Here is a 15,089-nt window from a genome sequence, read left to right on the forward strand (position 1 = left end):
TTTGTTACATAAATTTATCATGATTGGTATGAAGGCGGTTAGAAAGTTTAATGGATGCGGCGTTAGCGGAGCTTACCGAAGGTATCGCTTTTTCTTTTTTCAATATAATAATACATAACTTTCATGGTATAATCTGTAACAAGATATATAGTTTTAGACCATAGTTCCATGAGTATCAATGATTTAGAATTTTTGCATGGTGCAGCTTTTATTCGACTCCTCAAAGAAACTTCCTATATATCTATAAGCTATTTATCTTCTATCCATTCATCTTTGTATCTTATAAAAAGCACAAATAAAGAGTCTGCTATTCTATTTAAAATATCGAGAAAACCCACTTCCTCTTGGTCATTTAGTTTCAGTCACCAGGAAGAAATAGCACTAGCAAGTTTTCATCAAATCTATCCTAATATCAAACTTTTTATAGCATTGATTTGTCATCGGGATGGAATTTGCTGTCTATCAGAAGAACAATTATCGTCAATTATTGATACTAGCGAGGGTTTAGTAAATCAGCGTGTTTCCATAAAAAGAGAATCAAGAGGTAGTTACTATGTTAAAGGTACAGGAAGAGTACCTTTAGAACGCACAATTCCCCAAAATAATTGGCCAGATGCAGTTTTATTAGCTTAAAGTAAATTATGACAAATACTTCTATTACAACAAATGGTTCTTGTATTGACAAATTAATTAAGAGACTAGAAAAGCAAATTGGGCAAGAAGAATCTAATAAACTTAAAGAAACTGCTATTGAAATTGTCCAAAACTGCGTCAATGTTTATTCAGAAACTTTTGGTAATGGTGATGTTGGAAAAGATAGTACAGGCTTAGTAAATCAACATTATAAAGGAAATGACCCTATTCCAAATGGCACAACAGGACTAATTTACGGTCGAGTTCAAAGTGGTAAAACCAACACGACTATTGCTACCTTAGCCCTGTCTTATGAAAATAACTTTCGTTGTTTTATTGTCTTAACTTCTGACAATACATGGTTAGGAAAACAAACTGCAAACCGTTTTAATAATCAAGTTCAAGGTGGTCCTGTTTTTTTTGATTGGGAAGCATGGAAAAAAGACCCCATTGATTTTGCTAAAACTAAAGTAATTCCTTATGTCAAAGATACAGGAGTAGTGTTAGTTTCCACTAAAAACCATCATCATCTAGATAATTTACTGGCAGTATTAAAAGCAGCAAAAGTTAAGAATGTTCCTACATTAATTTTTGATGATGAAGCTGATAATGCCAGTTTAAATACAAATGAATCTAAACAGGCTAAACAAGGAAAAGGTACAATTCATGATAGTACAATTTTTGACAAAATAGGTAAAATACGTCAAGAAGTAGCTAATCATATTTATATTCAAATCACAGCGACTCCTCAAAGCCTATTACTTCAAAGCCTCCCTCACCCTTGTAAACCACAATTTTGTGCCGCACTACCCAGTCCAGGTAGTAGTTATATGGGTGGAGAGCTATTTTTTGCTGAAAACAGTAACTATTGTTGTATCGTAGATGCTGAAGAAATTAATGAATTAAAGAAACAAAAAGGTTCAATTAATCCTGGTAATCAATGGATAATTCCTGAAGGGTTAAGACTTGCATTGTGTTGCTTCTTTCTTGGTGCAACTTACAAAATTTTATCTTCTGGGGAAGAAGATGTAAAATATTGTTTTCTAGTACATATTTGTTACAAACAAGATATCCATAACATATTAGAGAAAGTTATTGGTCAATTTGTAATTAATCTAGATAAAGCAATTCGAGGGAAGAGTTCAGCCACAGCAAATAAGCAGGCTTACCAATGGCTAGAAGCAGCTTATAATGAATTAAAGAAAACTGCTAATTGCTTACCTCCACTAACCGAATTAATAGAGGAATTGAAGATTCAGCTAAGACACGCAATTCCTAAAATAATTAATGCAAATAATCCTGAAAAAGAACCCAATTATAATCCAGGTATGAATATACTCATTGGTGGAAATAGATTAGGTAGAGGCGTTACAATTGAAGGACTCATGGTCACTTATTACGGGCGTGATGCAAAACAAAAAATGATGGATACAGTTCATCAACACGCTCGAATGTATGGCTATCGCCCAAAATTAAAAGACGTTACCCGCCTTTTTTTACCTGATCATATACTAGATACTTTTCGCTCTATCCATGAATCAGATGAAGCAATGCGTCAAGCAATTGGAGATGATATTCATAATATTAAACTGCAACCTGTTTGGATCGGAGGAAATTTAAAACCGACTCGATCTAATGTTTTAGTCCATCACAGATTAATGTATTAGAGCCAGGAAAATTGGTTTTTCCTCAAAATCCAGCTTATAAAAAGGAAGATATTGAAGATAATTTCCATGCAATAGATAAAATTCTAACTAGATATAACGATGATGATAAATATTATGAGGTAGATATAGATTTTATCATCAAAATAATTACATATACAAAAAGTTATTATGTTCCTTATGAGAAGTGGGAACATAAACGCATTATTAAAGGATTAATGGATATGAAATCCAAGGGTATGGAAAAAGGATGTTTAAATGTTCGCAGGGGTAAAAAGAATAACAATCAAGGATTGGAAATGAAAAGACAAGAGCCTTTTGGATGGTTACAATTTGGTTTTGGTTCAGGGGAATGGTCAAAACAAGCTAGAGAAATGAATCCTGATATTCCAACCTTAATTATTTGTTATCAACAAGGTGCAAAAAATAAAGGCTGGGATGGTCATCCAATCTATTTACCCATGTTAGTTTTGCCTAAACAAAAATTTGTTTTAATGTTTAATTATGATGAAGATGAGTGATGTTTAAAATATAACTCGAACTTAGAGATAATGATTCTAAAATTCAAGAATGGAGCAGTTAAAAAAATATTTTTAGAAGGTAAAATTTGGTTAATCAGCGACTTGATACTTTATTAGTAGAGTTAAATGCAATTCCTGCGCTTTAGCACAGAGGCTGATTCAGTCGGGGAAGTAATGCTGAATGCACAGATAATTGATAAGACTGGTACAGAGGTTGATGCTGTTGCTGAGATTAAGATTAAAGAGCGATCGCCTATTAACACACCAAAGAAGCGATCGCAATTTTTGACTAGGTTTTAGCAATTTGATAATTACTGATTGCTTCTCCAGTAATTTCAGCATAAAGTACATCGGGGTCTAAATCTGCGCCGTTTTCCCAGTAAATAGTTCCCCATTCGGGGTTGATTTTTACTTGTTTGAAATAGTCAATATTTTGTAGTGGTGCAAAAACCCCTGTAAAGGAAATTAATTTACTAATATCAATCACGCCTTGTCGGTTGTCTTCAAATTTGATGTATAGTTGATAACCTTCTCTCGGTTCGACTGCAATAATATCTTTGAGCATGACTTACTCCAGTGGTTCGATTTTCTCTACAGGATCATTGACTCTAGCTTTTTCCCAATTATTCATCAATTCTGTTTTATGTAAGTTTGCCCATTCAACTACAAGTGCTAATACCCTGGAGGAGAGTTTGATCGCTATACAAAAGTTTCAAAAAATTTATTTGTCAACAACAGGAGAATCAAGTTAATTGGTTAAGCAGCGACTCGATATTTTATTAGTAGAGTTAAATTTATTAGGACTTACGCACAATTTACGGAATAACGTTCGCGTAGCGCATACCACAGAGACGCAGAGAACACAGAGAAATAAGGGTTTGAGAGACTTTTTGCGTAAGTCCTGTTTATGTAATTCCCGCGCTTTAGCACAGAGGCTAATTTAGGTGGGTGAAGTGATGGTTAATGAAAAGGGAATTAATTAGCCTGGATGTGAGGTTGATGCTGCTGCTCAAATTAAGATTAAAGAGCGATCGCCATTTATTTCCCGTTAATGTGATCAACTTAATTAGCAATCTCCGATGCCATTACACCTGTACGAAAAATACCATTGTTAATACAGAAATAGTATCAGCAGATGTGTGCTGCCAATTTTTAATGAAGGAAGCCAGATTGAAAAATTTTCGTTGCAATATAATTTAACAGTAACCACCGTAAACAATTATTTTATCAGTATATAGAGATTTTACTGAAGTAATATATATAAGTTCAGTTTATATATGTAGCTGATTGAGTAATAACCCTATTAAAATATCTGCAATATTTTTGATATTAGTGAAATTTTTAGTTATTTATAATTACCAGAAGTGATTGGGAATTACAAATTTTCAAATATAAATAAAAAATGATTTTTACAGCATATCAATATTTGATTGTTTGCTAGAAATGCTGTTTATTTTCTAGAAATTTATTAGACAATAAAAAGTAGAAAAGATTCATCAAAATATCAACCAGGGATTCGCCATCTGCATTAATTCCTCTGCTCCTTCCAACCGTGGATAAAACACCACGGTTGTTCCTTACATACTTGTCAAAGGAGACTATATTAGATGGCTAGAAATCAACAGAAATCATCTAGGTTGAATTGTAATCATTCTACCCAAACTAGGTGTCCTATATGTTGTGTTATCCCGCCGCATATGCTGGAAAATGTGGCGGTGAATGGTACAGAACAGCAACGCAATTGGGCTTTCCACACATTAAATCTTTCGGCACAGTTGCGTGGACGTAGAGACATCATTGGGAATATTTCTTTTGCTCCTTCCCCTGGGGAAAAAAGCCGCACAGTCTATGATGCTAAAAATCTTCAGCAATTACCAGGAACTATAGTACGAAGTGAAGGTGATCCCCCTAGCAATGATGAAGCAGTAGACGAAGCCTATGATGCGGCTGGTGCGACTTATGATTTGTTTTACGAACTATTTGAGCGCAATTCCATTGATAATAAAGGACTGCGTTTAGATTCAACTGTGCATTACGGTGTGAAATACGAAAACGCATTCTGGAATGGCGACCAGATGGTTTATGGAGATGGAGATGGAGAATTATTCGACCGTTTTACTAAGTGTATTGATGTGATTGCACATGAGTTAACGCATGGTATAACTCAGTATGAAGCAGCATTGATATATTATGGCGAACCAGGGGCATTAAATGAGTCTTTCTCTGATGTGTTTGGTGCTTTGGTGAAACAGAGGGTAAAAAATCAGACAGTTGAAGAAGCTGACTGGATTATTGGAGAGGGTTTACTGATGCCAAATGTTAAAGGTACTGGTATTCGCTCTATGAAAGAGCCAGGCACAGCATATGATGATCCTGTATTGGGTAAAGATCCCCAACCTGGCCATGTTAAAGACCAATATACTGGCTGGGCTGATAATGGTGGGGTGCATATCAACTCAGGTATTCCTAACCGTGCTTTCTATCTAGCTGCGATGGAAATCGGGGGTTACGCTTGGGAGAAGGCAGGTAAAATTTGGTATATTGCTTTATGCGATCGCCTACGTGCTAAGGCTGATTTTAAAAAAGCTGCCGATGTCACTGTGCAAATAGCTAGCGAACTCTACGGGGATGGGAGTAGAGAACATCAAGCAGTACAGAAAGCTTGGCAACAGGTGGGAGTTTTAAGTTAATTCGTAATACCGCTACGCGGAAGCAAGCTACATAATTCATAATTCGTAATTGAAATATGAATTATGAATTTTTTAAGAATTGGTCTTGGAAGAGGCGATGTATTGCGTTTCTACTTTTGCTAGAGTGGTTTTGAGTATTTATCCCTCTCAACCATGCAGGTATCTTTAGAACGGACGGGTGGCTTTACTGGGATTAGTAAAAAAATTAGCGTTGACACTAATACTCTCCCACTCCAGGTAGCTGAGGAATTGTCTCAACTGGTAGAGGCGGCAGATTTTTTTCAGCTACCTGAGCAAATTATGTCTGATAATTCTCAGTGCGATCGCTTCCACTATAAGTTAACGGTAGAAGATCATGGTCAACAGCATTCAGTCATTACCAGTGAACCTGCACTAACCAACACTTTAAAAACTCTAATTGAATACCTCAATCAAGTTAAAACACTTTAATTTTGGCTTTTAACTTTATAACCGTTCCCAAGAAGTACCTCTGTAGCCATAGTCAAAAATTTCTGGATGTAAAATTTCTGCCATAATTTCTAGAGAATCTACCAGTCTTGGCCCTGGACGGTTAAAGTAGGCATTGCCATCAGTAATGTAGACTCTACCGCTTTTAGTAGCGTGCAGTTTTTGCCAATCAGGGTTTTGGGTGATTAATTGAGCTTCTTGACGGGTGCGATTTAAATCAAAACCGCAAGGCATAAAAATAATGATATCGGGATTGCTGACTAATAGTGTTTCCCATTGCAAATTGGGAGAAGGTTGACCAGTCACACAAAATAGTGATTGTCCCCCGGCCAAGTTGACTAATTCAGGAATCCAATTGGCTGCTACCATGAGAGGGTCTGTCCACTCGATACAGGCGACAGTTGGTAATTCTGCCAAAGACAGTCCTTGGATTCTTTGTTGACAAATCGTAACGCGAGCCTCTAAGTTTTCTAACACCTGAACTGCATCTACATCAAAGATATGCGCTACTCGCTCAATGTCATTCCAAACATCCTCCAGTAGATTAGGTTGTAAGGAGATGATTTGAGGCGTACTTTGGGTAAGTTCGGCAACTGCTTTTTCTACTTCGTTTAAGCTGACTGCACAAACCTTACATTGATCTTGGGTCAAGATATGGGTAGGCTGTAATTTTTCTAAAATATCTGTCTTGACTTGATAGATACTGAGGGCAGATTGTAGCAAATCATTGATCTGATTATGGATTTGGTTGCTGGGAATATTGCTATCTAAGCGTGCCTGGGTACAAATAGGACGATCTACTATTTCTGGAGGATAGTCGCATTCATGCGATCGCCCTACGATCGCATCTGTTAAACCCAAGGCTGCTAAAATCTCTGTCCCACTAGGAATTAGAGAAATAATTCTGATACTAGAATTTTCCATTGTTGCACCATTTGTATAATAGCTGCTCTAGCCTTACTTCAATTGTTGCAAAATTTAGCTCTGGAAGTATCTTTCTAGAGGAGAATACACAAGTGTTAATCTCACTGTTACTAGAAAACGGGGTATATCAGTAATTTATCAATTATTAATCACATAGTCAGTAATTAGCCGGAATAGCTATCTAAATTACTTTTGTTAATGTATAGTTTGATCAATGTTTCGTGATTTTGATCTACATTTAGGTAACTTAGCTATAAATCCAGTTATTTTAAATTTTATGTGAAATCTTTGTAAAAAATTAACACATATATTTTTCTTGTGATTGCTTGCTACCAATGAGATAATTGATATCAAGTTAAAAACATCTTATACACAATAGGTTGCAACTAAAAACATAGAAATTACAAAAAATATATCAAAAAATACACCTTTAGGATCTGTAAATCTATATGTAAAAGTTGTATTTATAGAAACAGTTCTATTGATTTTTTAGAACTGCAATGCAAAGTGATTTCTGTCGAGAACACATGCAGGTGCTAGTGGTTAAAGATATTACAAAATACCAGCAGTCTCAAGAAGTACTGCCAATTCTAGACAATGCGCGACGCCAACAAAGCCGGACACTATTAAACTTGGCAACAAGCAAGACGTTCCAAACAGGTACGCTTAATGCTGTATTCCAAGAAATCACGGAAGCTGTAGCGCAAACACTTCTAGTGTCGCGAGTTAGTGTATGGTTATACAACGAAGCACGCTCAGGAATTGAGTGTATTGATCTGTATAATCTCAATACTGATGAGCATACTTTTGGTCAGTCTTTGTCAGCAATGAATTATCCTAAGTATTTCCAAGCTTTAGCAGAGGAACGCTGCATTGCAGTAAATGATGTCATTCATGACAAAAGAACCCAAGAGTTATTTGCAACATATCTTTCTCTCTTTAATGTTATGTCTCTGCTCAGTACACCAATTTGGGTAGAGGGTCGTTTATTAGGGATATTATGCTATGAACATTGTGCTGAAGTTCGTGATTGGAATGTAGATGAAGAGTATTTTGCTGGTGCGATCGCAGATTTTTTGTCATTAGCGATAGAAGCGAGAGAACGTCACGCTGCACAGGAAGCACTACAAAAGAGTGAGGCACAATGTCGGGCAATTTTTGAGCGTTCTTCTGTTGGGATTGGACTAATAGATATAAAAGCTCAAATAGTGGATGTAAATCCGGCACTATGTCAAATGCTTGGGTATAGTCGAGAAGAGTTATTCGGCAAGTGCTTGATAGATTATATTTTCCAAACAAAAGAAGATTTAGATAATTATCAAAAATTGTTTGTAGATATATGCACGGACATTCAACAACTTGATAAGACAAAATATGTTGAAGTAGAAAGACGCTTAATACATAAAAATGGCAACTTAGTTTGGGTTAGACTTTCTGTTTCTGTAATGCCTGGTTTTGATGGTGAAACTGAGTTGTTGTTAGTTATTGTCAAGGATATTACCGAATGCAAACAAACTGAATTACAACTGCGTACCTCACAAGCAGCCGCAGAAGCTGGTAGTAGAGCCAAGAGTGAATTTTTGTCCACCATGAGCCATGAACTACGGACACCTCTGAATGCTATTATGGGCTTGTCTCAGTTACTGCAACAAGAAATAGCTGGTTCTCTGAATGAGAAGCAGAAAGAATATATTAGTTGTATATACGGTAGTGGTGAACATCTACTGTCATTAATTAACGATATCTTGGATTTATCAAAGGTAGAAGTAGGCAAAGAAGAAATATGTCTGATGCCTATAGTAGTTGCAGATTTGTGTAATTATGTTTTATCTAGTGTGCGCGATCTCGCTATTGAAAAACAATTAATCCTCACCAGTGAAATTGATACCAGCGCAGATATTTGCATTGCCGATGAGCGACGCATTAAGCAAATGTTACTCAATTTGCTGACTAATGCGATTAAATTTACCTCCACAGGTGAAGTTTCATTGACAGTAAAAAAAGTACCCAAAGGGATGATATTTACAATTTCAGATACGGGAATTGGGATTGAAGCAAGTCAATTTCAATTTTTATTTGAACCATTTAAACAGTTAGATAGTAAACTAAACCGTCAGTATGAAGGCACGGGACTCGGTTTAGCCTTAACGCGAAAATTAGCGCGTTTGCATGGTGGTGATGTGACAGTAACATCAACGGTAGGGGTTGGTAGTCAATTTACATTATTTTTGCCAGATCAGGAAATTTGAGGGGGCAGGGGGCAAAGGAGATTTTACCCGCATGCCCAATTCAATTACGAATTACGAATTATTCCGCGCCTTCAATTGGTGCAAAACCTTGGCGTTGAATGTTTTCTGTGATGGTGCGTGGTTCGAGGAATTGCAGGAGATAATCAGGCCCCCCTGCTTTAGAACCGACACCGGAAAGCTTGAAGCCACCAAAGGGTTGCCGAGCAACGATCGCTCCTGTGATATTACGGTTAATATACAGATTTCCGACTTCAAAATCGGCTTGTGCCTTTTGAATGTGGGAAGGAGTGCGGGAGTAAAGTCCACCTGTCAAGGCGTAGTTGGTATCATTGGCAACTGCTAAAGCTGCGGTAAAATCTTTGGCTTTAATTACTGCCAAGACTGGGCCAAAAATTTCTTGCTGGGCTATTGTCCCATTGGGTAGAACTTCACTAAAGATAACTGGGCCGATAAAATAACCCTGTTCAGGTGCGGCTAATTCCAGTGCTAACTCTGATTCTGCTTTACCCTTGGCAATATACTCACGGATGCGATCGCGGGCATTAGCATCAATTACAGGGCCGACTTGGGTACTTGGTAACTCCGCCTCTCCAATATTTAGAGACTTTGTAGCCTCCACTAACCGCCGGATAAAGGCATCATAAATTGTTTCTACCACCACCACTCGCGAACAAGCAGAACATTTTTGTCCACTGTAGCTAAAAGCCGACTGAACCACACCCACAACAGCTTGGTCTAAATCCGCACTTTCATCAACAATGATGGCATTCTTACCGCCCATTTCCGCGATAACCCGCTTCATGTGCCTTTGTCCAGGTTTGAGGGTAGCAGCGTCAGCATAAATGCGACAACCCACTTCCTGAGAACCAGTAAAAGCGATGACATGGGTATCAGGATGACTTACCAAATAAGCACCCACCTGCGAACCCTTTCCCGGTACATATTGAAATACACCTTTAGGGATGCCAGCCTCTACCAAAATTTCCGTGAGTTTAGCAGTAATTACAGAAGAAGTTTCCGCCGGCTTGAGCAAAGTACAATTTCCCGCCACTAAAGCAGCAACAGTCATCCCACAGGCGATCGCCAAAGGAAAATTCCAAGGTGAAATCACCACAGCAATACCGCGCGGCTGGTAAATATAACGATTATTTTCCCCAGCCACATCATAAATTACACCCTGATCCAGCCGTTCCATCTCATCGGCATAGTAGAGACAAAAATCGATCGCCTCCGACACTTCCGCATCTGCTTCCTTAACAGGTTTCCCCACCTCCAAAACAATCCAAGCCGAGAGTTCTGCCCGACGTGCTTCCATCAACTCAGCCGCCCGACGCAAAATCCCCGCCCGTTCTTTCACAGGAGTACGCCGCCAACCAGGAAAAGCCGCCTTAGCCGCCTGCATCGCGAGTTCCGCCTGTTCCACAGATATCAATCCAACCTTCCCCACCACCTCACTAAAATTAGAAGGATTAACAGAATCAATCACCTCTAAAGTATTCACATACTCCCCATCAATCAAAGGTAAATAACTCCGTCCCAACTCCCCACGCACAGCCGCAAAAGCCCGCGCCGCCTCCCTTCTTTCCTCCACCTCCGCATAATCCGTATCCGCCGCACCAACAAACCCCTCCTGATCCTCTCTGCGCCTCTGCGCCTCTGCGTGAGACAGATCAACCTTCGGTGCAGCAAGCAACTCCTCAACTGGTCGATTCTCCAAATTTTGCCGTAAAAAAGAGCTATTAGCCGTATTTTCCAACAAACGCCGAATCAGATAAGCCATTCCCGGCAACAATTCACCATAAGGACAATAAACCCGCACCCGATAACCCCGATCCACCAAAGCCTTAGCCAACTTATCCCCCATCCCGTACAGCACCTGCATCTCAAACCGTCGCCGGGGAACATTTAAGCTTTCCGCAATAGCGATCGCCCGTGCTTGCGATCGCACATTATGACTACCAATAGCAGAATAAACATACTGATGATTTTCCAGCAGCAACTGAGTAATCACCTCAAAATTGGCATCTGTTGCTGCTTTATCATGAAAAACAGGCTGTTGCCAATGTTTTTGAACAGCCTTGATCGTTTCTTGATCCCAATACGCGCCTTTTACCAAGCGAATAGTTAAAGGATAGCCACGCTGTTTTAGCCAAGCGATCACGTTTTTGGCATCTTGTTCACTATCACGGAGATAAGCTTGGATAGTCATCCCAATATCTGTACGTTGACGAAATTCATCTTCCAATAAGATTTTTTGCAAAATATTGAGAGTTAAGTCTTTATACGCATACTGTTCCATATCAAAATGGATAGATGCTCCTAACTTTTGAGCCTCACGTAACAGAGTCCGAATGCGATCGCTAACTCTCTCCTCACTACCTTGAGCATCTAATGGGTCAAATTGAGAATAAAAAGCCGTTAGCTTCACAGAAACCTGGACTTTTGGGATCTTTTCACCATCAGCTTCATCAATAGCGGGAATATTTCCCCAACTCTTAGATGCTTCTGTTAATTGGGCGATTAATTCTAGATAGCGTTCTAAATAAGACTGTGCCTCTATTTCCGTAATTACCGCCTCACCAAGTAAATCAATGGTGAAAGCCATTTTTTCTTTTCGCAGTCGTTCGACGGTTTTAATGACTTGTTTAATATTTTCGCCAGAAATATATTTATAAGCTAACGTCTCAACTGCCGTAGATACACTAGTTGCAGCCACTTGTCCTGGCATAGATTCAGGGTTGGCGAAATTCAACATTCCCTTTAAGGCGGCTGGGAGTTCAACAGATTCATCACCTAAATATTCTTGGAGATGGGCAGCAATTTCTGATTTACTCCGCAGTGCTGGCAGAGTATCGATAAACCGAAATAATTGCACCCGCAAACCGGGGTTACTCATCGCCCAAGCTAGCAATTTATCATCCCAACGCATTTGATCACGCAGAGAAGCTAAAAATGAGCGATTTTCTTGAGTTGCGGCTAAAAGTTGTTTAGCAATTTCTTGGGTTTTAGCTTCGTAGGTGCTGGTTTGTATTTGTAATACCACTGATAGTGAACTCCTGATGTAAGTTAAGAGTTTAATTTATGAAGTCTGTGCTTTCTATTGTGACTCGTCAATTTTTTTGTCACCACAGATCACGAAATTCAAAATTCAAAATACTCCTTCTCCTATCGGAGAGGCTACGCGAACGGAGAAGCAAGCTACAAAATTCAAAAATTAGAGGGAAGTTTGGTTTTGTACGTCAAGTTTTTGTCTGGACGATTTTGATACAAGGTGTAAAACAGTAATACACGAATGAAAAATGGAGTAGGAGGAAATGAGGAATATAAGGAAAAGTCCTATGTTTTTACTCAGCACTCACTACTCATTACGCTGCTCAACTCTCGTTATCGCTCTAAGCGCAGCTATGCCCGCAGGGCTTTACAGCACTTTGCTGATGGCTGTTGTCTACCTAGGAGGTTGTACATACCAGCCTAGTAATGAACAACTGGAAGTATGGCGTCAAGAAGCGATCGCTCGCAATGGGGAAATGGTGGCAGATAACGCCAAAAACACCCAAGAAACTGAGTGGAATTTGGCTATTCAAGGTGAGACAACTAATGGTAAAAGCGTGACGTTGAATTGGCAACAGCTACAAGATTTAGCTACAACTCATGTCAAAACCACCGATGCTAATTACGTTATTCAGCCAAATCAGGTGTTTGATTTTCAGGGTGTCCCTGTCTCGAAACTGCTGCAAAAATTTGGTTATCAACCTGGCGTAACTGAAGTAACTTTTATTGCTTACAACTCTTACCAGGTGACAGTCAACTTAGAAGATTTAATCAAGTATCCAATTATTTTAGCGATCGCTAACAACGGTAAACCCATGAGCCGCAATCAAGGCGGCCCCATTTATTTAGTCTTTCCTCAGACTCAATATCCCCACATGAGACAACAGTATCCCCAATCATTTTGGGTGTTTTATGTCAGTAATATCATTGTGGGAACAGAACCAGTCCGCCTGCGGGTAGGAAAGCAAGAACTCAACCTGGCTGATTTAGAAACATTACCCCAAGTTACCATTTCCGAAACTGTTGGTTATCGTAGTGGCTGGCCGAGTGGCAAAGTCAAACTACATGGTGTAAAGATGCGAAATATTTTAGACTTCGCCAAAGTAAAATTACTTACTGCTGGGGAGGTTGTGGTGCAAGGTAAGCGGAAAACGCACCACAACAACCTTAACCCGGCCAAATTAACCTCTGCTGATATCCAAAACTGTGACATTCTCTTAGCAAGTAAATGGGGTGATAACAAACAACCCATCCCAGCCAAAATGGGTGGCCCTATTACCTTAGCTTTTGGTTCTGAGTGTCAAGCTCAAACTCAGGGTTGGCGGTGGGTAACTTTTGTAGAAGAACTGGTGATCAAACCATGAAATTTTGGGTTTTCCGGTCAATCCGCACCCGGATTATGGCTACTACTACGCTTTTACTGCTGACTGTAATTGGTGCAATTGTCTCTGTGTGGGCAAAAAGTGAAAGTCATCTCTATCAACAAGAAAGTGTGCAGGATGCTAACTCTTTTGCCAGTGTGTTAACTTATACTTTAGGGGATGAATTAGTAGAAGAAAACTGGAGTCAAATTCGCCTTACTCTTGATGTACTTTTGCAGCAAAATCAAGATTTTGTGTATGTTTTCATCTCCGATGCTCGCCAAGCAAATTTGATTGTGGCTGCATCCCTCAATGAGTTGCAAAATCAGTATATTCCCGATGTTGTGCCTGTAGCAGTGACTAATACTGCCTTAGAATCAACACAACCATTAACTGTAACAGAGACATTTATTCTCCGAGATATCTATTTTTCCGAAAATTTACGGGCTAAACGAGGTGAAAGGGTAATGGAAGTAGCCTCAGATATTCGCTTATCATCTGGTCAAAAGATAGGGACTCTGCGTTTAGGTATGTCTTTACGCCGAGTTGACCGTGCTATTACTGAGGTAGTAAATCAGGCGTTAGTAGTTGGTTTGATTGGCTTGGCAATTGGTTGGGTACTGGCGTATATCTTAGCCAAGCGGATCAGTGAACCTATTCGCCGATTGCAGGTGAGTGCGATGAAAATTGCGGCTGGTGATTGGCAACATCGCGCCCAAATTACCAATGCAGACGAAATTGGAGCTTTGGCGACTTCATTTAATGAAATGTCTGCGGCTTTGCAGGGTTCATTCAATAAGTTACAAAAGACTTTAGAATCTTTTGAGTTATTTGTACCGAATAAATTTATTTTAGCGATCGCGCCCCAAGGTATTGAAAATATTGCTGTGGGTTTAGCAACTACCCGAACGATCACGATTTTATTTTGTGATATCCGGGGTTACACATCAATGTCGGAGGTGATGACACCACAAGAAATCTTTATATTTTTAAATGATTATTTAGCTTGCATGGGAAAGGCGATAGATCAAGCAGGTGGGTTTATTGATAAGTATATTGGTGATGCAATTATGGCGTTGTTTGATGATGTTGCTACTGATGGCGCACTACAAGCAGCAATCTGGATGCAGCAAGCTTTGGATAAATTTAATGATGGACGAAGACAGAACGGTTTACCAAAAATCGCCGTGGGTATCGGTATTCATCGCGGTGAGGTAGTAATGGGGACAGTGGGTTTTACTTGCCGGATTGATTCTACAGTAGTAGGTGATGCTGTAAATATTGCTGCTCGCGTTGAGGAATTAACCAAGCACTATGGCTGTGGGATTTTGATCACTGAGTCAGTAGTGAAGAATTTATCCTCGCCAGAATTATTTTCTCTGAGATTAGTAAATCAAGCAGTGAAATTAAAAGGTAAAGATGAAGCTATCGCTATCTACGAATGCTGAGTGAGGGAGTGATGAGTGATGAGTGATGAGTGATGAGTTGCGTTAGCGGTAGCGCGGCGTTTAGCCGGTGATGAGTGCTG

The 15,089-nt window shown here is 39.2% G+C and carries 14 protein-coding genes; 10 read left to right on the top strand and 4 right to left on the bottom strand.

The window, feature by feature from the left end; all coding sequences use genetic code 11:
* The first annotated feature begins 168 nt into the window (after positions 1-168).
* From VB693_RS04825 to VB693_RS04840, 4 genes are all read left to right on the top strand, one after another.
* Positions 169-633, top strand: coding sequence for a hypothetical protein (locus tag VB693_RS04825; RefSeq protein WP_323265277.1), 465 nt, complete (start codon positions 169-171; stop codon positions 631-633).
* A gap of 8 nt (positions 634-641) precedes the next feature.
* Positions 642-2,300, top strand: a complete 1,659-nt coding sequence (locus VB693_RS04830; protein ID WP_323265278.1) for a Z1 domain-containing protein — start codon at positions 642-644, stop codon at positions 2,298-2,300.
* Positions 2,301-2,311: 11 nt separating this feature from the next.
* Positions 2,312-2,818, top strand: a complete 507-nt coding sequence (locus tag VB693_RS04835) for a hypothetical protein (RefSeq protein ID WP_323265279.1) — start codon at positions 2,312-2,314, stop codon at positions 2,816-2,818.
* 126 nt (positions 2,819-2,944) lie between these two features.
* Positions 2,945-3,118 carry a hypothetical protein gene (locus tag VB693_RS04840; RefSeq protein ID WP_416233367.1) on the top strand — a complete coding sequence of 58 codons (174 nt, stop codon included), beginning with the start codon at positions 2,945-2,947 and terminating at the stop codon, positions 3,116-3,118.
* On the opposite strand, the gene VB693_RS04845 is transcribed toward VB693_RS04840, so the two are convergent.
* Both VB693_RS04845 and VB693_RS04850 read right to left on the bottom strand, forming a co-directional pair.
* Positions 3,108-3,383: a DUF2442 domain-containing protein gene (locus tag VB693_RS04845; RefSeq protein WP_190703065.1), complete on the bottom strand. Its 276-nt coding sequence runs from the start codon at positions 3,381-3,383 to the stop codon at positions 3,108-3,110. The genes VB693_RS04840 and VB693_RS04845 overlap by 11 nt on opposite strands.
* 3 nt (positions 3,384-3,386) lie before the next feature.
* The gene (locus VB693_RS04850; protein WP_323265390.1) at positions 3,387-3,521 is read right to left on the bottom strand and encodes a DUF4160 domain-containing protein; all 135 of its coding nucleotides are present in this window, start codon (positions 3,519-3,521) and stop codon (positions 3,387-3,389) included.
* Between the two features lie 260 nt (positions 3,522-3,781).
* Here VB693_RS04850 and VB693_RS04855 point away from each other — a divergent pair, with 260 nt between their 5' ends.
* The 3 genes from VB693_RS04855 to VB693_RS04865 all read left to right on the top strand — a co-directional run bounded on the left by VB693_RS04855 (position 3,782) and on the right by VB693_RS04865 (position 5,958).
* Positions 3,782-4,018: a hypothetical protein gene (locus tag VB693_RS04855; RefSeq protein ID WP_323265280.1), complete on the top strand. Its 237-nt coding sequence runs from the start codon at positions 3,782-3,784 to the stop codon at positions 4,016-4,018.
* A gap of 407 nt (positions 4,019-4,425) precedes the next feature.
* Positions 4,426-5,508, top strand: a complete 1,083-nt coding sequence (locus VB693_RS04860; RefSeq protein WP_323265281.1) for a M4 family metallopeptidase — start codon at positions 4,426-4,428, stop codon at positions 5,506-5,508.
* Positions 5,509-5,661: 153 nt separating this feature from the next.
* Entirely contained in the window at positions 5,662-5,958 is a 297-nt protein-coding gene (locus VB693_RS04865; RefSeq protein WP_323265282.1) for a protealysin inhibitor emfourin, read from the top strand.
* A gap of 15 nt (positions 5,959-5,973) precedes the next feature.
* Here the strand turns inward: VB693_RS04865 and VB693_RS04870 are convergent, their stop codons facing one another.
* The gene (locus VB693_RS04870) at positions 5,974-6,900 is read right to left on the bottom strand and encodes a cobalamin-binding protein (protein ID WP_323265283.1); all 927 of its coding nucleotides are present in this window, start codon (positions 6,898-6,900) and stop codon (positions 5,974-5,976) included.
* A gap of 527 nt (positions 6,901-7,427) precedes the next feature.
* Here VB693_RS04870 and VB693_RS04875 point away from each other — a divergent pair.
* Positions 7,428-9,149 carry an ATP-binding protein gene (locus VB693_RS04875; RefSeq protein ID WP_323265284.1) on the top strand — a complete coding sequence of 574 codons (1,722 nt, stop codon included), beginning with the start codon at positions 7,428-7,430 and terminating at the stop codon, positions 9,147-9,149.
* Positions 9,150-9,207: 58 nt separating this feature from the next.
* Here VB693_RS04875 and pruA read toward each other — a convergent pair whose 3' ends face one another.
* Positions 9,208-12,192 (bottom strand): L-glutamate gamma-semialdehyde dehydrogenase, encoded by a 2,985-nt coding sequence (gene pruA / locus VB693_RS04880; RefSeq protein ID WP_323265285.1) that lies wholly within the window; start codon positions 12,190-12,192, stop codon positions 9,208-9,210.
* A gap of 295 nt (positions 12,193-12,487) precedes the next feature.
* On the opposite strand from pruA, the gene VB693_RS04885 reads away from it, so the two are divergent.
* Both VB693_RS04885 and VB693_RS04890 read left to right on the top strand, forming a co-directional pair.
* Positions 12,488-13,564 (top strand): molybdopterin-dependent oxidoreductase, encoded by a 1,077-nt coding sequence (locus tag VB693_RS04885; RefSeq protein ID WP_323265286.1) that lies wholly within the window; start codon positions 12,488-12,490, stop codon positions 13,562-13,564.
* Complete coding sequence (locus VB693_RS04890; RefSeq protein WP_323265287.1) at positions 13,561-15,009, top strand: adenylate/guanylate cyclase domain-containing protein; 1,449 nt, start codon at positions 13,561-13,563, stop codon at positions 15,007-15,009. The genes VB693_RS04885 and VB693_RS04890 overlap by 4 nt, the downstream gene beginning before the upstream one ends.
* The last annotated feature ends 80 nt before the right edge of the window (positions 15,010-15,089 follow it).

The organism is Anabaena sp. UHCC 0399 (assembly GCF_034931465.1).
GTDB lineage: Bacteria > Cyanobacteriota > Cyanobacteriia > Cyanobacteriales > Nostocaceae > Trichormus > Trichormus minutissimus.

Bases quoted from the DNA above. Each gene is read 5' to 3' on its own strand.
- VB693_RS04845 (WP_190703065.1), bottom strand. From the start codon at position 3,383: ATGCTCAAAGATATTATTGCAGTCGAACCGAGAGAAGGTTATCAACTA.
- VB693_RS04875 (WP_323265284.1), top strand. From the start codon at position 7,428: ATGCAGGTGCTAGTGGTTAAAGATATTACAAAATACCAGCAGTCTCAA.
- VB693_RS04870 (WP_323265283.1), bottom strand. From the start codon at position 6,900: ATGGAAAATTCTAGTATCAGAATTATTTCTCTAATTCCTAGTGGGACA.
- VB693_RS04890 (WP_323265287.1), top strand. From the start codon at position 13,561: ATGAAATTTTGGGTTTTCCGGTCAATCCGCACCCGGATTATGGCTACT.
- VB693_RS04825 (WP_323265277.1), top strand. From the start codon at position 169: ATGAGTATCAATGATTTAGAATTTTTGCATGGTGCAGCTTTTATTCGA.
- VB693_RS04830 (WP_323265278.1), top strand. From the start codon at position 642: ATGACAAATACTTCTATTACAACAAATGGTTCTTGTATTGACAAATTA.
- VB693_RS04865 (WP_323265282.1), top strand. From the start codon at position 5,662: ATGCAGGTATCTTTAGAACGGACGGGTGGCTTTACTGGGATTAGTAAA.
- VB693_RS04885 (WP_323265286.1), top strand. From the start codon at position 12,488: ATGTTTTTACTCAGCACTCACTACTCATTACGCTGCTCAACTCTCGTT.
- VB693_RS04855 (WP_323265280.1), top strand. From the start codon at position 3,782: ATGAAAAGGGAATTAATTAGCCTGGATGTGAGGTTGATGCTGCTGCTC.
- VB693_RS04860 (WP_323265281.1), top strand. From the start codon at position 4,426: ATGGCTAGAAATCAACAGAAATCATCTAGGTTGAATTGTAATCATTCT.
- VB693_RS04840 (WP_416233367.1), top strand. From the start codon at position 2,945: ATGCAATTCCTGCGCTTTAGCACAGAGGCTGATTCAGTCGGGGAAGTA.